The sequence below is a fragment of the Streptomyces sp. 2114.4 genome (genome assembly GCF_900187385.1).
Lineage (GTDB): Bacteria > Actinomycetota > Actinomycetes > Streptomycetales > Streptomycetaceae > Streptomyces > Streptomyces mooreae.
The window spans coordinates 4,066,803-4,082,163 of the sequence record NZ_FYEY01000001.1; the positions used below are offsets into that span (position 1 = coordinate 4,066,803).

Here is a 15,361-nt window from a genome sequence, read left to right on the forward strand (position 1 = left end):
GCTGGCCTTCGTCGTCGGCTGGGTTGCCGGAGACCAGTCTGACGCACGCCACCGACAGTCGGTGCGGCTCGGGGTCAAGTCGGCTCGACCGGTGCCGGACGCTCGGCGGCCAACTTGTGCACAGGCCCCGTTTCCGAACGAGTTCCCCGGTAGATATCCGTGGTCGTAGTAGTAGGGGCTGTGGAAACCGTGGACAACTGCTTTTGCGCAGGTCAACGCGGATTTTTTGTCCACTGCCCCTGTGGGTGGCGGCCGTGGAAAAGCCGGTGGCTCTGTGGACCGCCGGAAGTTCTGCACACCCGATGCACAGGGGACGGGCACTTCTCCCCAGCGCCATCCCCAGCTTTACCCCCGTTCCCCACAGCCCAATCCCTCACCTTGGTGTGACCGCTTTCACTCGGCCCGGTGAGGGCGGGTGTTGTGTTGCCGAACAGTGGACAGCGATGTGGAGAAGCCGGTGATCGTTGGGGACAACAGCGGCTTGCCTGTGGGCGGGCGGTGGACAAGACGCGGCCTTCCCTGTGGACGAATCCACTGTCCACACCCTGTGGAGGAAGGTTGGCCACAAATCCACACGCGGCTGACCTCCTCCGATGCCCCGTCAGAACACCGGCCTGTGGATCCCACAGGGATAACTTTCCCCTCCCCAGGATGTGGACGGAAGATTCTTGCCCAATCTGTGGAGAGAAGCCGTGACCGGCCGCGGAATCGAACACAGCAGGCGCGCTCCACAGGTTTGGGACGGCGGCGGGGCGGACCGGAGGAGGGGCCACAGGGGGCCGGGAGCCGGGTCGGGAGCGTCTTTGTGGGGAGCACTCGGCCTCTGGGGAGCACTCGGCCTCTGGGGAGGCGCGGGCTTCGCCGCACGGCCGGCCCCGTACGACGAAGGGCGCTGCCGGAACGGGTCCGGAGCGCCCTGGGACGTCCTGCGGTGGCCGGTGGCAGCGTGGCCGCCCTCAGCCGTTCTTGATGCGGTTGGTCAGCTCGGTGACCTGGTTGTAGATCGAGCGCCGCTCGGCCATCAGCGCGCGGATCTTGCGGTCGGCGTGCATCACGGTCGTATGGTCCCGGCCGCCGAACTGCGCGCCGATCTTCGGCAGGGAGAGATCGGTCAGCTCGCGGCACAGATACATGGCGATCTGGCGGGCGGTCACCAGCACCCGGCTGCGTGACGAGCCGCACAGGTCGTCGATGGTCAGCCCGAAGTAGTCGGCCGTCGAGGCCATGATCGCGGTCGCGGTGATCTCCGGCGCGGCGTCCTCGCCCCCGGGGATCAGGTCCTTCAGCACGATCTCGGTCAGCCCCAGGTCCACCGGCTGCCGGTTGAGCGAGGCGAACGCGGTGACCCGGATGAGCGCGCCCTCCAGCTCACGGATGTTGCGCGAGATCCGGGACGCGATGAACTCCAGCACCTCCGGGGGCGCGTTCAGCTGCTCCTGGACCGCCTTCTTGCGCAGGATCGCGATCCGGGTCTCCAGCTCGGGCGGCTGGACGTCGGTGATCAGACCCCATTCGAAGCGGTTGCGCAGCCGGTCCTCCAGGGTGACCAGCTGCTTGGGCGGCCGGTCACTGGAGAGCACGATCTGCTTGTTCGCGTTGTGCAGCGTATTGAAGGTGTGGAAGAACTCCTCCTGCGTCGACTCCTTGCTCGCCAGGAACTGGATGTCGTCGACCAGCAGGATGTCCATGTCGCGGTAGCGCTTGCGGAACGCGTCCGCCTTGCCGTCGCGGATGGAGTTGATGAACTCGTTGGTGAACTCCTCCGAGCTCACGTACCGCACGCGGGTGCCGGGGTACAGGCTGCGCGCGTAGTGCCCGATGGCATGCAGCAGATGGGTCTTGCCGAGACCGGACTCCCCGTAGATGAACAGCGGGTTGTACGCCTTGGCCGGCGCCTCGGCGACGGCGACCGCGGCGGCGTGCGCAAAGCGGTTCGAGGCACCGATGACGAAGGTGTCGAAGAGGTACTTCGGGTTCAGCCGCGCGGTCGGCTCGCCGGGGCCGGTCGCCGGTGCGGGCTGCGCGGCGAGCGGGCTGGGCGCACCGCTGGGCGCGGGAAGCACGGCGCCGGGGCCGGAGCCGGGAGCGCCCGAGCGGCCGTTGTGCCCGCCGGGCTGGTGCTCGGAGAGGTCGCGGCGCGGCTGGTCGTAAGGGGAGCGGGCGTCGGAGTGCTGCGGCGGCCCGCTGCGGTCGGGCGCCTGCCCGCGGTAGTCGTTCTGCCGCTGCTGATGCTGCGATACATGGGACGAAGGGGAGGCGTAGGGGTCGCGCTCGGGGTAGCCGCCCAGGTGCTGCTGCCAGCCGTAGTCCTCGCGCGGGCCGGGGCCGCCGGCCATACCGGAGGAGTGCTGCGGCCAGCCGCCGGGCTCGTGCCGCGGCTGTGGGTAGTCCGGATAGGCGGGGCGCACGCCGGGCAGGTCCTCGCCCTGGTGCCCGTAGCCCTGCCGGTTGTCGTGACGGCTCTCGTGACGGTTGTCGTGCCGCGCTTCGTAGCCGTCGTAGGCATCGTGTTGCTGCTGCGCCTGATGCGACGGCTGAGAGTGCGGGGTGTGCTGCTGAGGCGACGACGGGTGCTGGGGGGACTGGTGCTGCGGCGACTGGTGCGGGGGCGCGGGCGATGCCGGGGGCTCCTCGGAGGAGTCGTCCACGGTGATCGCGATCCGGATCGGGCGGCCGCACTCATGGCTCAGAGCCTCCCCGATCAGCGGCGCCAGCCGGCCTTCCAGCACACCCTTGGCGAACTCATTGGGGACGGCGAGCAGCGCGGTGTCGGCAACCAGCGCCAGCGGCTGGGTGCGCTTGAGCCAGTCCTGGTCCTTGGGCTTGAGGCCGTCGGCCTCCGCGCGAAGGAGATGGTCGAGCACGCGCGGCCACACTGCGGCAAGATCGGCAGGTACATCAGCCACGGGGCACGCTCTCTCAGCAGTCCCACGAATGTGTGATTCTCAGGACGGGCGGGAAGGAATCGGAGTTCAGCCACGGTAGTCAGGGCGGGCCTGGGGATTCAAGTTGTTGTCCACAGGCTGTGCATAGTGTGTCCTGACAAGAGGCCGGTCGGGGCCGCCGAGGAGCCGGTTTGACCGGATGGCGTAGCCGCGCGTACCGTGACCAGGTCGAGTTGTCGATGGCTGCTGCCGCCTGCCTCCGATGGGCAAAGATCACGCTCGAGTGATCGTGTAGCGGTGCACTTAGGCGTTGCGAGCTACTCGTGGGCGCACGGTGACAGCCAGTCGACGCCCCACATCTGTCTCTCGCGAGACAACAAGCATTCCTGGAGCCCCCGAGTGAGCAAGCGCACCTTCCAGCCGAACAACCGCCGCCGCGCGAAGACCCACGGCTTCCGTCTGCGCATGCGGACCCGCGCCGGCCGCGCGATTCTCGCGTCCCGCCGTGGCAAGGGTCGCGCCCGCCTGTCGGCCTGAGCAGCCTGAACCTAGGTCCATGACGTGCTGCCTACCGAGAATCGGCTGAGGCGGCGCGAGGACTTCGCGGCCGCGGTACGCCGGGGACGCAGGGCCGGGCGCCCGCTCCTTGTCGTTCATTTCCGCAGCGGTGCAACGGACCCGCACGGGTCGGGGGAGAGTGTTCCCCCGGCACGTGCGGGTTTCGTCGTGAGCAAGGCAGTGGGCAACGCCGTCGTGCGCAACAAGGTCCAGCGCAGGCTTCGGCATCTGATGCGCGACCGGCTGGACCGGCTGCCCGCCGGTAGCCTGGTTGTCGTACGGGCCCTGCCCTGTGCGGGTGATGCGGAACACGACCAACTGGCCCGCGACCTGGATGCCGCACTTGAGCGGCTGCTGGGAGGGGTGCCGAAAGGCTGCCATCCCCCGGGGGCCGTGACCGGCGGCGGCTCCGCCGCGGGCCCCCGGAACCCCGGACGGGACCCGGGAGGGAGCGCACAGTGAAGTACCCGCTGCTGCTTTTGATCAAGATCTACCAGTGGACCATCAGCCCCTTGCTGGGACCGGTCTGCAAGTACTACCCGTCGTGCTCGCACTATGGCTACACGGCCATCGACCGGCACGGTGCGGTGAAAGGGACTGCGCTGACAGCCTGGCGCATCCTGCGATGCAATCCGTGGTCGCTCGGTGGCGTCGACCACGTCCCTCCCCGGAAGCGTCCGGTTTGGCATCAGCGGCTGAGGAGCCGCCTGGGCGGGCCCACCGTCCCTGAGCCTGTCGCCCAGCCCGAGACTCAGCCCAACGCCCAAGGAGCCTGATTCGTGGACACGATCCTCGGTCCCCTCTATATCGCTGTTTCCTGGATCATCGTCCAGTTCCACTCGTTCTACAGCCTCATCTTTGACAAGAACAGTGGCGCGGCGTGGGGTCTGTCCATCGTCTCGCTGGTGGTGCTGATCCGTATCTGCCTGATCCCGCTCTTCGTGAAGCAGATCAAGTCGACGCGGAACATGCAGGCGCTCCAGCCGAAGATGAAGGCGATCCAGGAGCGCTACAAGAACGACAAGCAGCGCCAGTCCGAAGAGATGATGAAGCTCTACAAGGAGACGGGCACCAACCCGCTCTCGAGCTGTCTCCCGATTCTGGCCCAGTCGCCGTTCTTCATCTCGCTGTACCAGGTCCTGAGCCACATCGCGCAGAACAAGACGGTCGGCGTCATCGACCAGCCGCTGCTGGAGAGCGCGCAGAAGGCGCACATCTTCGGTGCGCCGCTGGCGGCGAAGTTCATGGACAGCGCGGAGAAGATCCAGAGCCTCGGTGCTTCCGTGGTCGACGTCCGCGTGGTTACGATCATCATGATCGTCCTGATGTCGGCGTCGCAGTTCTACACGCAGCGCCAGCTGATGACCAAGAACGTCGACCTCACGGTGAAGACGCCGTTCATGCAGCAGCAGAAGATGCTGATGTACGTCTTCCCCGTCATGTTCGCCGTCTTCGGCATCAACTTCCCCGTCGGTGTTCTCGTCTACTGGCTGACCACCAACGTGTGGACCATGGGCCAGCAGATGTTCGTCATCCGTCGTAACCCGACCCCGGGCAGCAAGGCCTTCGCGGAGCGCCAGGAGCGGCTGCGTGCCGCCGGCAAGATCGTCGAGGACCCGGCCGTCGTCGAGGCGAAGCAGGCCGCCGAGGAGGCGCGCCAGAACCGCCAGCAGCCCAAGCGCCAGACGAAGTCCAAGCGGCAGACCGGCGGCGCCGCACCGGTCGGCGGTGCGCAGAACCGTACGCGTGCCGGATCCGTTTCGGGTGGTACGGGCGCCGGACAGGGTGCTGCGAAGAAGCAGTCGCTGGAGAAGAAGGACGCGCAGGAGGGCAAGGAGAAGGGCGGCGCCTCCGGGTCCCGCACCACCAAGTCCGGTCAGCGCAAGGGCCAGCAGCGCCCCAAGCACCCGTCCAAGAAGTAAGAAGGAGTCCTTTCGTGACGGACACGACCCCTGCCACCAAGGGCACCGACACCCTGACCCGCCTGGAGCAGGAAGGCGAGATCGCGGCCGACTACCTCGAGGGTCTGCTGGACATCGCCGACCTCGACGGTGACATCGACATGGATGTCGAGGCCGACCGCGCCGCTGTATCGATCATCAGTGACTCGACCAGCCGTGACCTGCAGAAGCTGGTGGGCCGCGACGGTGAGGTGCTGGAGGCCCTGCAGGAGCTGACCCGGCTGGCCGTGCACCGTGAAACCGGTGACCGCAGCCGTCTGATGCTGGACATCGCCGGCTTCCGGGCGCGTAAGCGCGAGGAGCTCGCGGAGATCGGTGCGAAGGCCGCGGAAGAGGTCAAGGGCACCGGTGAGCCGGTGAAGCTCGACCCCATGACGCCGTTCGAGCGCAAGGTCGTCCACGACGCGGTGGCGGCGGCCGGGCTCCGCAGCGAGTCCGAGGGCGAGGAGCCGCAGCGCCGAGTGGTTGTTCTCCCGGCCTGACCGCTCAGCGCTCCCGTTTTTCTTTGGCCCCGTCTGCTCGCAGGCGGGGCCAAAAGTTGTCAGCGTTCTGTGTTATCCCGGGGGCGTAACCCGGGTTCCCGGCAGAAAAAGCAGTCCAGAGGAAGGGCGGTTCCCGTGACGGAGGCAGCAGCGGAGCTCCCTCCTGCGCCGAAGGCGGCGGAGGAGGTTTTCGGCGAGCGCTTTGCGGAGGCCGTGCGGTACGGCGAACTGCTCGCCGACGCCGGGGTGAAGCGTGGGCTCATCGGCCCGCGTGAGGTGCCGCGGTTGTGGGAGCGGCACCTGTTGAACTGCGCGGTGCTCTCCGAGGTCGTGCCCGAGGGCGTCTCGGTCTGCGATGTGGGCTCGGGGGCCGGGTTGCCCGGTATCCCGCTGGCTCTGGTGCGCCCGGATTTGAAGATCACGCTGCTGGAGCCGTTGCTGCGGCGTACGAACTTCCTTCAGGAAGTCGTCGAGTTGCTGGGGCTTGACCATGTCACGGTCGTGCGCGGGCGGGCCGAAGAGGTGATGGGGAAGCTGCCCCAGGTGCATGTGGTGACGGCGCGTGCCGTCGCCCCGCTCGACCGGCTGGCCGGCTGGGGGGTTCCGCTGCTGCGTCCTTACGGCGAGATGCTGGCGCTCAAGGGCGATGCCGCGGAGGAGGAGCTCAAGGGAGCCCGGGCGGCGCTGAGCAAGCTGGGCGTCGTGGAGACCTCGGTGGTGCACGTCGGCGAGGGCATCGTGGATCCGCCGTCGACCGTCGTACGGGTCGAGGTGGGCGAGAGTCCCGGCGGTGTGCGCTTTGCGGCCAAGCGGGCCAAGGCGGCTCGGGTGGGCCGGGCATCGAGGGGTCGCCGGCGCTGACGCCCTGGTGCCGAATCGTCACAGATCGGCAGGGGTGCCAGGGGGTGCCGTTCCGTGAGGAGAGGAAACGGCAAAAGCCCTCAATGCCACCAAAACGACACAAGGCGGAGTGTCGCGGCTGATTCAGGCGTGACGCTGGCATCGTGTTTCACGTGAAACGTCGTTCTCTACTGCAAGGGATCATCGACCGTGGTCGTGCGGCCGCCGCGCCCCGCGACCGTAGACCCACAAGGGTCAGCGAAGTATCCACAGAACTGGATTCGTCCACAGGAGAACGGACCTCACTGGTTCGCGACACCGAAAGCATGGCAGGCTCTGAACATTGCGAGCCTGATGTCGAGGAGAGTGAATCCTTGCGGTCCGACGCCAACATCGCGGGACCGATGACCGATCCGGTCCCCGGTCCCCGTAGCGAGTCGTTCGGGGACGACGTTTCACGTGAAACGCCGCCCCCGATGGACGACACCCCGATCGGTCGTGCAGCTCAGCTGGCGGTGGAGGCACTCGGCCGCGCGGGTGAGGGGCTGCCCCGGCCTGAACAGACTCGGGTCATGGTGGTTGCCAACCAGAAGGGCGGGGTCGGCAAGACCACGACCACCGTGAACCTGGCGGCCTCCTTGGCTCTGCACGGTGCCCGGGTTCTGGTGATCGACCTCGACCCCCAGGGCAATGCGTCAACGGCGCTGGGCATCGACCACCACTCCGAAGTGCCCTCCATCTACGACGTACTCGTGGAGAGCAAGCCACTCTCCGACGTTGTACAGCCGGTCGTGGATGTGGAGGGCTTGTTCTGCGCGCCCGCCACGATCGACCTGGCCGGTGCGGAGATCGAGCTGGTCTCCCTGGTGGCCCGTGAGAGCCGCCTCGACCGGGCGATCAAGGCGTATGAACAGCCCCTGGACTACATCTTCATCGACTGCCCGCCCTCGCTCGGCCTGCTGACGGTCAACGCTCTGGTGGCCGGCGCCGAGGTACTGATCCCGATCCAGTGCGAGTATTACGCGCTGGAGGGGCTGGGCCAGCTGCTCCGGAACGTTGATCTGGTGCGGGGGCATCTCAACCCCAAGCTCCATGTCTCGACGATCCTGCTCACCATGTACGACGGCCGCACCCGGCTGGCCTCCCAGGTCGCCGATGAAGTGCGCAGTCACTTCGGCCACGAGGTGCTCCGTACCAGCATTCCCCGCTCGGTGCGCATCTCCGAGGCACCCAGCTATGGGCAGACGGTGCTCACCTATGACCCGGGATCCAGTGGCTCGCTTTCCTATCTCGAAGCAGCCCGAGAGATCGCGTTGCGTGGGGTCCCGCACACCGGGGGCCAGGGCCTCAGCGTCAACTATGAAGCACAGCACAGCATCTCGGAGGGGACTCAGTGAGCGAACGACGTAGAGGCCTGGGCCGTGGGCTCGGTGCGCTGATCCCCGCGGCACCGCAGAGCACGGACCATGCCGGGACTACGGGGCAGGGAGCGGCGTCATCGTCGTCCGCACCGGTCTTGGCCCCGGAACGAGGAGTAGCGGCAGCCAAGGTGACGTCGCTGCCGACGCACGGTGTTTCACGTGAAACGGAGACATCGGCAGGGTCGGAGGCATCGTCGGCCAGCGTCTCGGAAGTGGCAGGCGCACACTTCGCCGAGGTGCCACTGGGCGCGATCAAGCCGAACCCGCGCCAGCCGCGTGAGGTCTTCGACGAGGACGCCCTTGCCGAGCTGGTCACCTCCATCAAGGAGGTGGGTCTGCTCCAGCCGGTGGTGGTCCGTCAGACGGGACCGGGGCGCTATGAGCTCATCATGGGTGAGCGCCGCTGGCGGGCATGCCGTGAGGCCGGTCTGGAGAAGATTCCCGCGATCGTGCGGGCCACGGACGACGAGAAGCTGCTCCTCGATGCCCTTCTGGAGAACCTCCACCGGGCGCAGCTCAACCCGCTGGAAGAAGCAGCCGCTTATGACCAGCTGCTGAAGGACTTCAAGTGCACGCATGACGAGCTGGCCGACCGGATCGGGCGTTCGCGCCCACAGGTCTCCAACACGCTGCGGCTGCTGAAGCTCTCGCCGTCCGTGCAGAAGCGGCTCGCTGCCGGTGTGCTCTCCGCAGGACATGCCCGCGCCCTGCTCTCCGTCGAGGACTCGGAAGAGCAGGACCACCTCGCGCGCCGCATCGTGGCGGAGGGACTGTCGGTCCGTTCCGTCGAGGAGATCGTCACGCTGATGGGGTCGACCCCCAAGAGCGCGAACAAGGCCAAGGGTCCCCGTGCGGGCACCCGGGTGTCTCCCGCGCTGACGGGTCTGGCCTCCCGGCTGTCCGATCGCTTCGAGACTCGGGTGAAGGTCGACCTGGGGCAGAAGAAGGGAAAGATCGTCGTCGAGTTCGCCTCGATGGATGATCTGGAGCGCATCCTCGGCACGCTCGCCCCTGGTGAGGGGCGCGTCCTGGGCCAGTCGCTGGCCGAGGAGAGCGACGACGAAGAGTGAGCTGATGCTCTCGGCTCCTGGGCGGGCCGTGTTCCGGAGTGCATACCGGAACACGGTCCGCCCTTTGCTCTCTTGCGGTACCCGTGCCCGTAAAGGGTGGATACGATGCGTTCGGGTATGGCACGCATCCATGCGGAGAGACCTCACACCGAGGAGAGGGCCATGCAATCGGTGAGCCGCACCGGACTGTTGGCAGCGGGGTTCGGCCTCGCAGCTGTCGGAGGATTCGTTGGTGGTCTGCTCAGAGAGCAGGCGGCGCTGACGGCGCTTCGTGGTGCGGCAGGCGAGGGAAGCGAGGACCTGGTTCCATGGGCCGTCGGCTCGTACCGCTCACGTTGGACAACCTTCCGGACCTTCCCAAGCGCTGCCGCTCCTGTGTCTTCTGGGAGCTCGACCCCGTCAGCGGCGAGGCCGCGGTAAAAGCGGGACGCCCGGAGCTGGAGAAGGAAGCCTGGATCTCGGCAGTACTGCTGGAGTGGGGGTCCTGCGGGCGGGTGGTCTATGTCGACGAGGTGCCCGTCGGATTCGTGATGTACGCCCCGCCGGCGTATGTGCCGCGCTCCACGGCCTTCCCCACCAGCCCGGTCTCACCGGACGCGGTGCAGTTGCTGACGGCCTGGTTGATCCCTGGATACCAAGGTCAGGGGCTGGGGCGCGTGATGGTCCAGACGGTCGCCAAGGACCTCATCCAGCGCGGCTTCAAAGCCATCGAGGCCTTTGGCGATGCCCGCTGGAGCGAGCCGGCGTGTGTGCTGCCCGCCCATCACCTCCTCGCGGTCGGCTTCAAGACCGTACGGCCCCATCCCCGCTTCCCTCGGCTGCGCCTCGAGCTGCGGACCACGCTCTCGTGGAAGGAAGATGTCGAGCTGGCTCTCGACCGCTTGCTGGGAGCCGTGCAGAAGGAACCGGCCCTGCGACCGTTGTAGGGCGTGCGGTTTCCCGTGAAACAGAGAACGGGCCCGCCCCTTGGTGGGGCAGGCCCGTTTCCCGTGAAACGGAGTGGCGTGACTCAGGCGAGGTAGTCCGCCAGGTCGCGCTCGATCGCCGCCTTCGGCTTGGCACCGACGATGGTCTTCACGACCTCGCCGCCCTGGTAGACGTTCATGGTCGGGATCGACATGACGCCGTACTTGGCGGTGGTGGCCGGGTTCTCGTCGGTGTTCAGCTTGGCGATGACGATCTCGTCGTGCTCGGCGGCAATTGCCTCCAGGGACGGGGCGACCTGGCGGCACGGGCCGCACCAGGTGGCCCAGAAGTCCACAAGGACAGGCTTGTCGCTCTTGAGAACGACCTCTTCGAAGTTGTCGTCCGTGACGGTCACCGTGGCGCCGGCCATGGCAATCTCCTTACTGGGTGGGTGGTGGGAAAGCTGGGTGCGCGGATCAGACGGACGCGGTCTTGTCCGGCTCGGGCGCCTCGCTGTCCGACAGCGCCGCGAGGAACCGCTCGGCGTCGAGGGCGGCGGAGCAGCCCGTACCGGCCGCGGTGATCGCCTGGCGGTAGGTGTGGTCGACGACATCGCCGGCACCGAAGACGCCCGGTAGGTTGGTCCGCGTGCTGGGCGCATCGACCTTGAGGTAGCCCTCGTCGTCGAGCTTCAGCTGCCCCTTGAACAGCTCGGTCCGCGGGTCGTGGCCGATCGCGATGAAGAGGCCGGTGACGGGGAGCTCGGAGGTCTCGCCGGTCTTACGGTTGCGCAGTGTCAGACCCGAGAGCTTGCTCTCACCGTGGATCTCGGCGACGTCGCTGTCCCATACGAACTTGATCTTCGGGTCCGCGAAGGCACGCTCCTGCATCGCCTTGCTGGCCCGCAGGGTGTCGCGGCGGTGGACGACCGTGACCGACTTGGCGAAGCGGGAGAGGAAGGTGGCCTCCTCCATCGCGGTGTCGCCGCCACCGATGACGGCGATGTCCTGGTCCTTGAAGAAGAACCCGTCGCAGGTGGCGCACCAGGAGACGCCACGGCCGGACAGCTCGTCCTCACGGGGAAGGCCGAGCTTGCGGTGCTGGGAGCCGGTGCTGACGATCACGGTCTTCGCCCGGTGCACGTTGCCGGCGGTGTCCGTGACGGTCTTGATCTCCTCGGAGAGGTCGACCGAGACGATGTCGTCCGGCACCAGCTCGGCGCCGAAGCGCTCCGCCTGGGCGCGCATGTTGTCCATCAGGTCCGGCCCCATGATGCCGTCGCGGAAACCGGGGAAGTTCTCCACGTCAGTGGTGTTCATCAGCGCGCCTCCGGCGGTGACGGCACCTTCGAAGACCAGCGGCTTCAGGGACGCGCGGGCGGTGTAGAGCGCTGCGGTGTAGCCCGCGGGCCCGGAGCCAATGATGATCACGTTGCGGACGTCGCTCACGGGTGTCTTCCTTGTCTCTGCCGACTGCTTGCTGGGGCTCTCGGAACTCTCACCCCACCCAACGGATCCTACGGGGCGAGCATTCCCGGAGTGTCACAGCGCACTGCTCGCCGTTCAGTCTCGCTGGTATGAGTGAGACAGCAGAATCTTTCCGGGAGCCGGTGGCGCGGCAGAGACGCAGGAGGAACTGACGACAAAGGCGGAGACGCGCTGTGCGTCGGTCGGATCGGGCAGCACCACGAGGTAGGCGTCCTTGCCCTGGTACCGGGTGTGGCTGGACGCAATCGGTACCTCCGTCCGCCCGGTGCCCAGACGGACACACGACGGAACGGTGTCGGCGCCGCCGCGCAGCGTCGACTCGGGAGCGGTGCGCGTGCCGATGTCCGGGGACTTGTGCGAGCCCTTTGACGCCAGCAGGTCGTGTACATGCGAACCAAGAGTGGCGGCGGTCAGGCCTGCTGCCTCTGTGGTTTTCTCGGGGGCGGCGGTGGCCCGGCCATGGTGGCCAGCCTGGGAGCCGTCGACAGCGGCGTTCTGGATGAGCAGGCCACCGAAGCTGAAGACCGCCGCGGCTGCTGCGGTGCTGAGCAGAATCCGGGGCCAGCGCCGCGAACGAGGCGAACGGCCGCCGGGCGACTGTCGACCTGGCCCGGAGGCTCCCTTGGGACGCCCGGCAGGCCGGGTGGACGCCCCGACACGGTGGGGAGGCTCATTGTCGGTTTCACGTGAAACCATGACGGGGGTGGTGGCTGTTTCACGTGAAACATGAGCCGCGGCGGCAGGCGTGCTGGCGTCCAGCAGTGCCTCGGCGGCAAGGGCGGCATCGATACGGCCGGCCACGTCGGCCGGCATACGGGTCGGGCCGGGAAGGGTGCCGAGCAGTGCCCGGATCTCTTCCAACGACGCATAGACGTCATCACACAACGGGCAGCCGGCGAGATGATGGCGCACATCTGCGCTGCGAGAGGGGGACAGCAGCCCGTCCGTGAGGTCAGAGAGCTCGGAGACTTCCGGGTGCTCACCTGTGGGGTGCTCATCCGTGCCGGTCATCGACGTCACGCTCGCCCACCTCCGCCCTTCACGGCACCTGTGTCGTTCGGTCCTGCCGTCGGTGGGACGGATGTCCCCTGCGCCCGGTTCCTTCCCCCACTCGTGGGTTTGCTATCCCCGTTGTCGGCGCGCAGATGGGTGACCAAGGGGAGGAGCCGAGCGCGGCCTCGTGCACAGCGGCTTTTCACCGTGCCGGTAGGGATGTCGAGGATCGCCGCGGCTTCCGCGACGGGGTAGCCCTGCATGTCGACGAGGACGAGCGCTGCGCGCTGTTCCTCGGGGAGCGTGCGCAGAGCACTGAGCAACTCACGGTGCAGGTCCTGGCGCTCAGCGGGTGCCGCGGCGGATTCCTGGGGTTCGAGAAGCTGCTCCAGCCGCTCGGTCTCGGCAACGGGCGAGGTACGCCGCGAAGCGGCCTTACGCGCCCGGTCCAGGCAGGCGTTGACCGTGATGCGGTGCAGCCAGGTCGTCACGGCGGACTGCCCGCGGAAGGTGTGGGCCGCGCGATAAGCGGAGACCAGGGCGTCCTGCACGGCGTCCGCAGCCTCTTCGCGATCACCGAGGGTGCGCAGTGCCACCGCCCAGAGCCGGTCGCGATGGCGGCGGACTATCTCCCCGAAGGCATCGGGGTCGCCCTTCACGTGCAGGGCAAGGAGATCGGCGTCGCTTGGTATCGAAGCCTTGTCGCTCTCGGTGGACACGGGCCCCCCGGCCGTAGCTGCCTGATCTCGGTCCAATTGAAGCCCGCCAGGTCAGGAATGTAAATGCTGTCGAAAGGCGGTGGTGTGCAGGCGGGTGGCCGATTTGCTCCGCCCTGACATGGACGGTCCGCACGAGCAGCGCCCAAGAGTGTGGGGCTCCGGCCGGAAAACCGGACCGGAGCCCCTCGCAGTGTCCTGGACAGTCGTGCCGTCCTTCACTCCGCTCAGCTGGTGAAGGACACCTCTGTCACACCTTGCCGGTACCCGGCGCTGCTGTACCCGTCACCCGGCGCGTACGGCATCGCGGTGATCCACACCACGACGTAGCGGGCCTTTGCCGGGTGCTTGAGCTTGACCTTGGCGGACGAGCCCGACGTCTGGCTCGTTCCGAGCCGGCGCATGGAGCTGAGCGGCTGCGAAGAGGAGAGTGAATCGGCGGCATAGAGCGTCACGGTCGTGTGATTGCCGGTGTAGTGAAGGCCGATCGATGCGCCGCTTATCTGCTGTTTCGAGCCGAGGTCGTAGACGAGACCGACGCCCTTCTTGAAGGCCGGGTTCAGGTCAGGGCCTTCGCGGTAGCCCTTGCTGCCCCAGTAGGTGCTGGGGTTCCCGTCGATCGTGTCCTGCGCCTGATTGGCGTGCTGCGGCTGGCCGTCGGGGTAGTACTCCCCCGCCTCCACGATCTTGATCGGCTTGCCCTGGGGTTTCTTGGCAGCGCCGCCACTGCTCGGCTGCGAGTTGGCCGGATCGTCCCGGTCCTTCTCGCGCTTCAACAGAGTGTCCGCCAGCTGCCAGCTGCCCAGCCCCAGCGCCGCGATCAGCAGCGCGGAGACGGACCACTTCAGCGCCCGGCCGGTGCGGCTCTGCAGCGGAGGCGGCGGAGAAGCGACCGGCTGGGTCGCATGGCTCGCCTGAGCAGGGCGAGCCGACGGCTGCCGGTAGTTGCCCTGCTGGTATCCCGTGCGCTGATACGGCGGAGGCGTGGCGAAGGCGGTCTCCGGAGGCCGGATACGCGGCATGGCCGCTACAGCCTTGGCCAGCTCCTCAGGGGTGGTGCACGGCTGCTCCTGGCGGGAAGCCGTGGCTCCATCGTTGATCAACGCGCGCATGGCGAGCTCTGACAGCCCGCGGTGCACACCGGCGCGCACCTGGTCGGGGGCGATCAGCCCGACGCCCTTGGGCAGGCCGGTGAGGCCGTGGGCGTCGTTCTCGTACGGCCAGCGCTGGGTCAGCGCGGAGTAGAGCAGCGCCCCGATCGCCTCGGTGTCCGTGCGCTGCGGGTGCTCGCAGGTGATACCGCGCAGCGCCGCCATGACGGCCAGCCCACGGATGCGGTACTGCCCGGACTCCGTGCGCAGCACCGAGCCGGGGGTGATCCGCAGATGGGACAGGCCCTCGCGGTGCGCGGCGGCCATGGCCTGGGAGACCTGGCTGACGAGCTGGTAGGCGTCGTGCGGCTCCAGCGGTCCGTTCGCGAGCACCGTGGTGAGCTCGGTGGCGTCCGGCAGCCACTCATGGACCACGTAGACGAGGTCGTTCTCCTCGACGGCGTCCAGGACCTGGACGAACCGGGGGTCACCCAGCAGCGCCGAGGAACGGGCGGCGGACAGCACCGGCCGGGCCCGGGGGTGGTCGGCCGGCAGGATGTGCACGCCGACGGCGCGGCGCAGCTTCTCGTCCACCGCACGCCAGCTGCTGAATCCGTCCAGACGGGTGACGCACTCCTCGAGGCGGTAGCGTCTGGCAAGCTTGTGGCCGCTGTGCAGTTCCGGTGGCTGGGCTTCGATCGCCGCGGCACGCTCCTCGTCGGTGCCCTCGGCGTCCTTTTCCCTGCCGGATACCTTCTCGGCCTTAGCACCGTCGTCCGTGGCCTTACCCGCCTTGGCGGTCAGCGGTTCTTCACCGCTCGTGTCAGCCACGTCGACGGCAGCCGTGCTCCGTTCCGCCACCGTCGTTCCTGCCTCCCCATCCGTTGCAGGCTCAATGAGCCAAGACAATTGTGCCCACAGTCCGCCACTATGCACGACACACGGTGGCAG

14 protein-coding genes and 1 pseudogene are annotated in these 15,361 nt (G+C 67.7%); 9 read left to right on the forward strand and 6 right to left on the reverse strand.

What is annotated here, in order from left to right:
• Nucleotides 1-956: 956 nt before the first annotated feature.
• On the reverse strand, nt 957-2,906 hold the full coding sequence (gene dnaA / locus CFW40_RS17835) for a chromosomal replication initiator protein DnaA (protein ID WP_088798838.1): 1,950 nt from the start codon (nt 2,904-2,906) through the stop codon (nt 957-959).
• A 378-nt stretch (nt 2,907-3,284) separates the two neighbouring features.
• Here dnaA and rpmH point away from each other — a divergent pair, with 378 nt between their 5' ends.
• The 9 genes and pseudogenes from rpmH to CFW40_RS17880 all read left to right on the forward strand — a co-directional run bounded on the left by rpmH (nt 3,285) and on the right by CFW40_RS17880 (nt 10,143).
• A complete protein-coding gene (rpmH, locus tag CFW40_RS17840) occupies nt 3,285-3,422 on the forward strand; it encodes a 50S ribosomal protein L34 (protein WP_003949374.1) in 138 nt (45 codons plus the stop codon).
• Between the two features lie 24 nt (nt 3,423-3,446).
• Nucleotides 3,447-3,806 (forward strand): annotated as a pseudogene (gene rnpA, locus CFW40_RS17845) (ribonuclease P protein component); the annotation flags it as partial.
• Between the two features lie 95 nt (nt 3,807-3,901).
• On the forward strand, nt 3,902-4,219 hold the full coding sequence (gene yidD, locus CFW40_RS17850; RefSeq protein WP_006604423.1) for a membrane protein insertion efficiency factor YidD: 318 nt from the start codon (nt 3,902-3,904) through the stop codon (nt 4,217-4,219).
• Between the two features lie 3 nt (nt 4,220-4,222).
• A complete protein-coding gene (gene yidC, locus CFW40_RS17855) occupies nt 4,223-5,365 on the forward strand; it encodes a membrane protein insertase YidC (RefSeq protein WP_088798840.1) in 1,143 nt (380 codons plus the stop codon).
• 14 nt (nt 5,366-5,379) lie between these two features.
• Nucleotides 5,380-5,886, forward strand: a complete 507-nt coding sequence (locus CFW40_RS17860; RefSeq protein ID WP_088798841.1) for a R3H domain-containing nucleic acid-binding protein — start codon at nt 5,380-5,382, stop codon at nt 5,884-5,886.
• A gap of 135 nt (nt 5,887-6,021) precedes the next feature.
• A complete protein-coding gene (gene rsmG / locus CFW40_RS17865; RefSeq protein WP_088798842.1) occupies nt 6,022-6,747 on the forward strand; it encodes a 16S rRNA (guanine(527)-N(7))-methyltransferase RsmG in 726 nt (241 codons plus the stop codon).
• 305 nt (nt 6,748-7,052) lie between these two features.
• Nucleotides 7,053-8,123, forward strand: coding sequence for an AAA family ATPase (locus CFW40_RS17870; protein WP_088798843.1), 1,071 nt, complete (start codon nt 7,053-7,055; stop codon nt 8,121-8,123).
• Nucleotides 8,120-9,217: a ParB/RepB/Spo0J family partition protein gene (locus CFW40_RS17875; RefSeq protein WP_088798844.1), complete on the forward strand. Its 1,098-nt coding sequence runs from the start codon at nt 8,120-8,122 to the stop codon at nt 9,215-9,217. The genes CFW40_RS17870 and CFW40_RS17875 overlap by 4 nt, the downstream gene beginning before the upstream one ends.
• Before the next feature lie 308 nt (nt 9,218-9,525).
• Complete coding sequence (locus CFW40_RS17880; RefSeq protein ID WP_088798845.1) at nt 9,526-10,143, forward strand: GNAT family N-acetyltransferase; 618 nt, start codon at nt 9,526-9,528, stop codon at nt 10,141-10,143.
• 83 nt (nt 10,144-10,226) lie between these two features.
• On the opposite strand, the gene trxA is transcribed toward CFW40_RS17880, so the two are convergent.
• The 5 genes from trxA to CFW40_RS17905 all read right to left on the reverse strand — a co-directional run bounded on the left by trxA (nt 10,227) and on the right by CFW40_RS17905 (nt 15,271).
• Nucleotides 10,227-10,553, reverse strand: coding sequence for a thioredoxin (gene trxA / locus CFW40_RS17885; protein WP_030615259.1), 327 nt, complete (start codon nt 10,551-10,553; stop codon nt 10,227-10,229).
• Nucleotides 10,554-10,599: 46 nt separating this feature from the next.
• Nucleotides 10,600-11,571, reverse strand: a complete 972-nt coding sequence (trxB, locus tag CFW40_RS17890; protein WP_088798846.1) for a thioredoxin-disulfide reductase — start codon at nt 11,569-11,571, stop codon at nt 10,600-10,602.
• A 114-nt stretch (nt 11,572-11,685) separates the two neighbouring features.
• On the reverse strand, nt 11,686-12,621 hold the full coding sequence (locus CFW40_RS17895; protein WP_088802190.1) for an anti-sigma factor: 936 nt from the start codon (nt 12,619-12,621) through the stop codon (nt 11,686-11,688).
• A gap of 5 nt (nt 12,622-12,626) precedes the next feature.
• Entirely contained in the window at nt 12,627-13,322 is a 696-nt protein-coding gene (gene sigM, locus CFW40_RS17900; protein WP_088798847.1) for an RNA polymerase sigma factor SigM, read from the reverse strand.
• A gap of 224 nt (nt 13,323-13,546) precedes the next feature.
• Nucleotides 13,547-15,271 (reverse strand): protein kinase family protein, encoded by a 1,725-nt coding sequence (locus CFW40_RS17905; RefSeq protein WP_088798848.1) that lies wholly within the window; start codon nt 15,269-15,271, stop codon nt 13,547-13,549.
• Nucleotides 15,272-15,361 lie beyond the last annotated feature (90 nt).

What these genes read in the sequence shown, in the direction of transcription:
- CFW40_RS17880 (WP_088798845.1), top strand. Translation starts at nt 9,526, where the DNA reads ATGGGCCGTCGGCTCGTACCGCTCACGTTGGACAACCTTCCGGACCTT.
- CFW40_RS17870 (WP_088798843.1), top strand. Translation starts at nt 7,053, where the DNA reads ATGGCAGGCTCTGAACATTGCGAGCCTGATGTCGAGGAGAGTGAATCC.
- CFW40_RS17895 (WP_088802190.1), bottom strand. Translation starts at nt 12,621, where the DNA reads ATGACCGGCACGGATGAGCACCCCACAGGTGAGCACCCGGAAGTCTCC.
- trxA (WP_030615259.1), bottom strand. Translation starts at nt 10,553, where the DNA reads ATGGCCGGCGCCACGGTGACCGTCACGGACGACAACTTCGAAGAGGTC.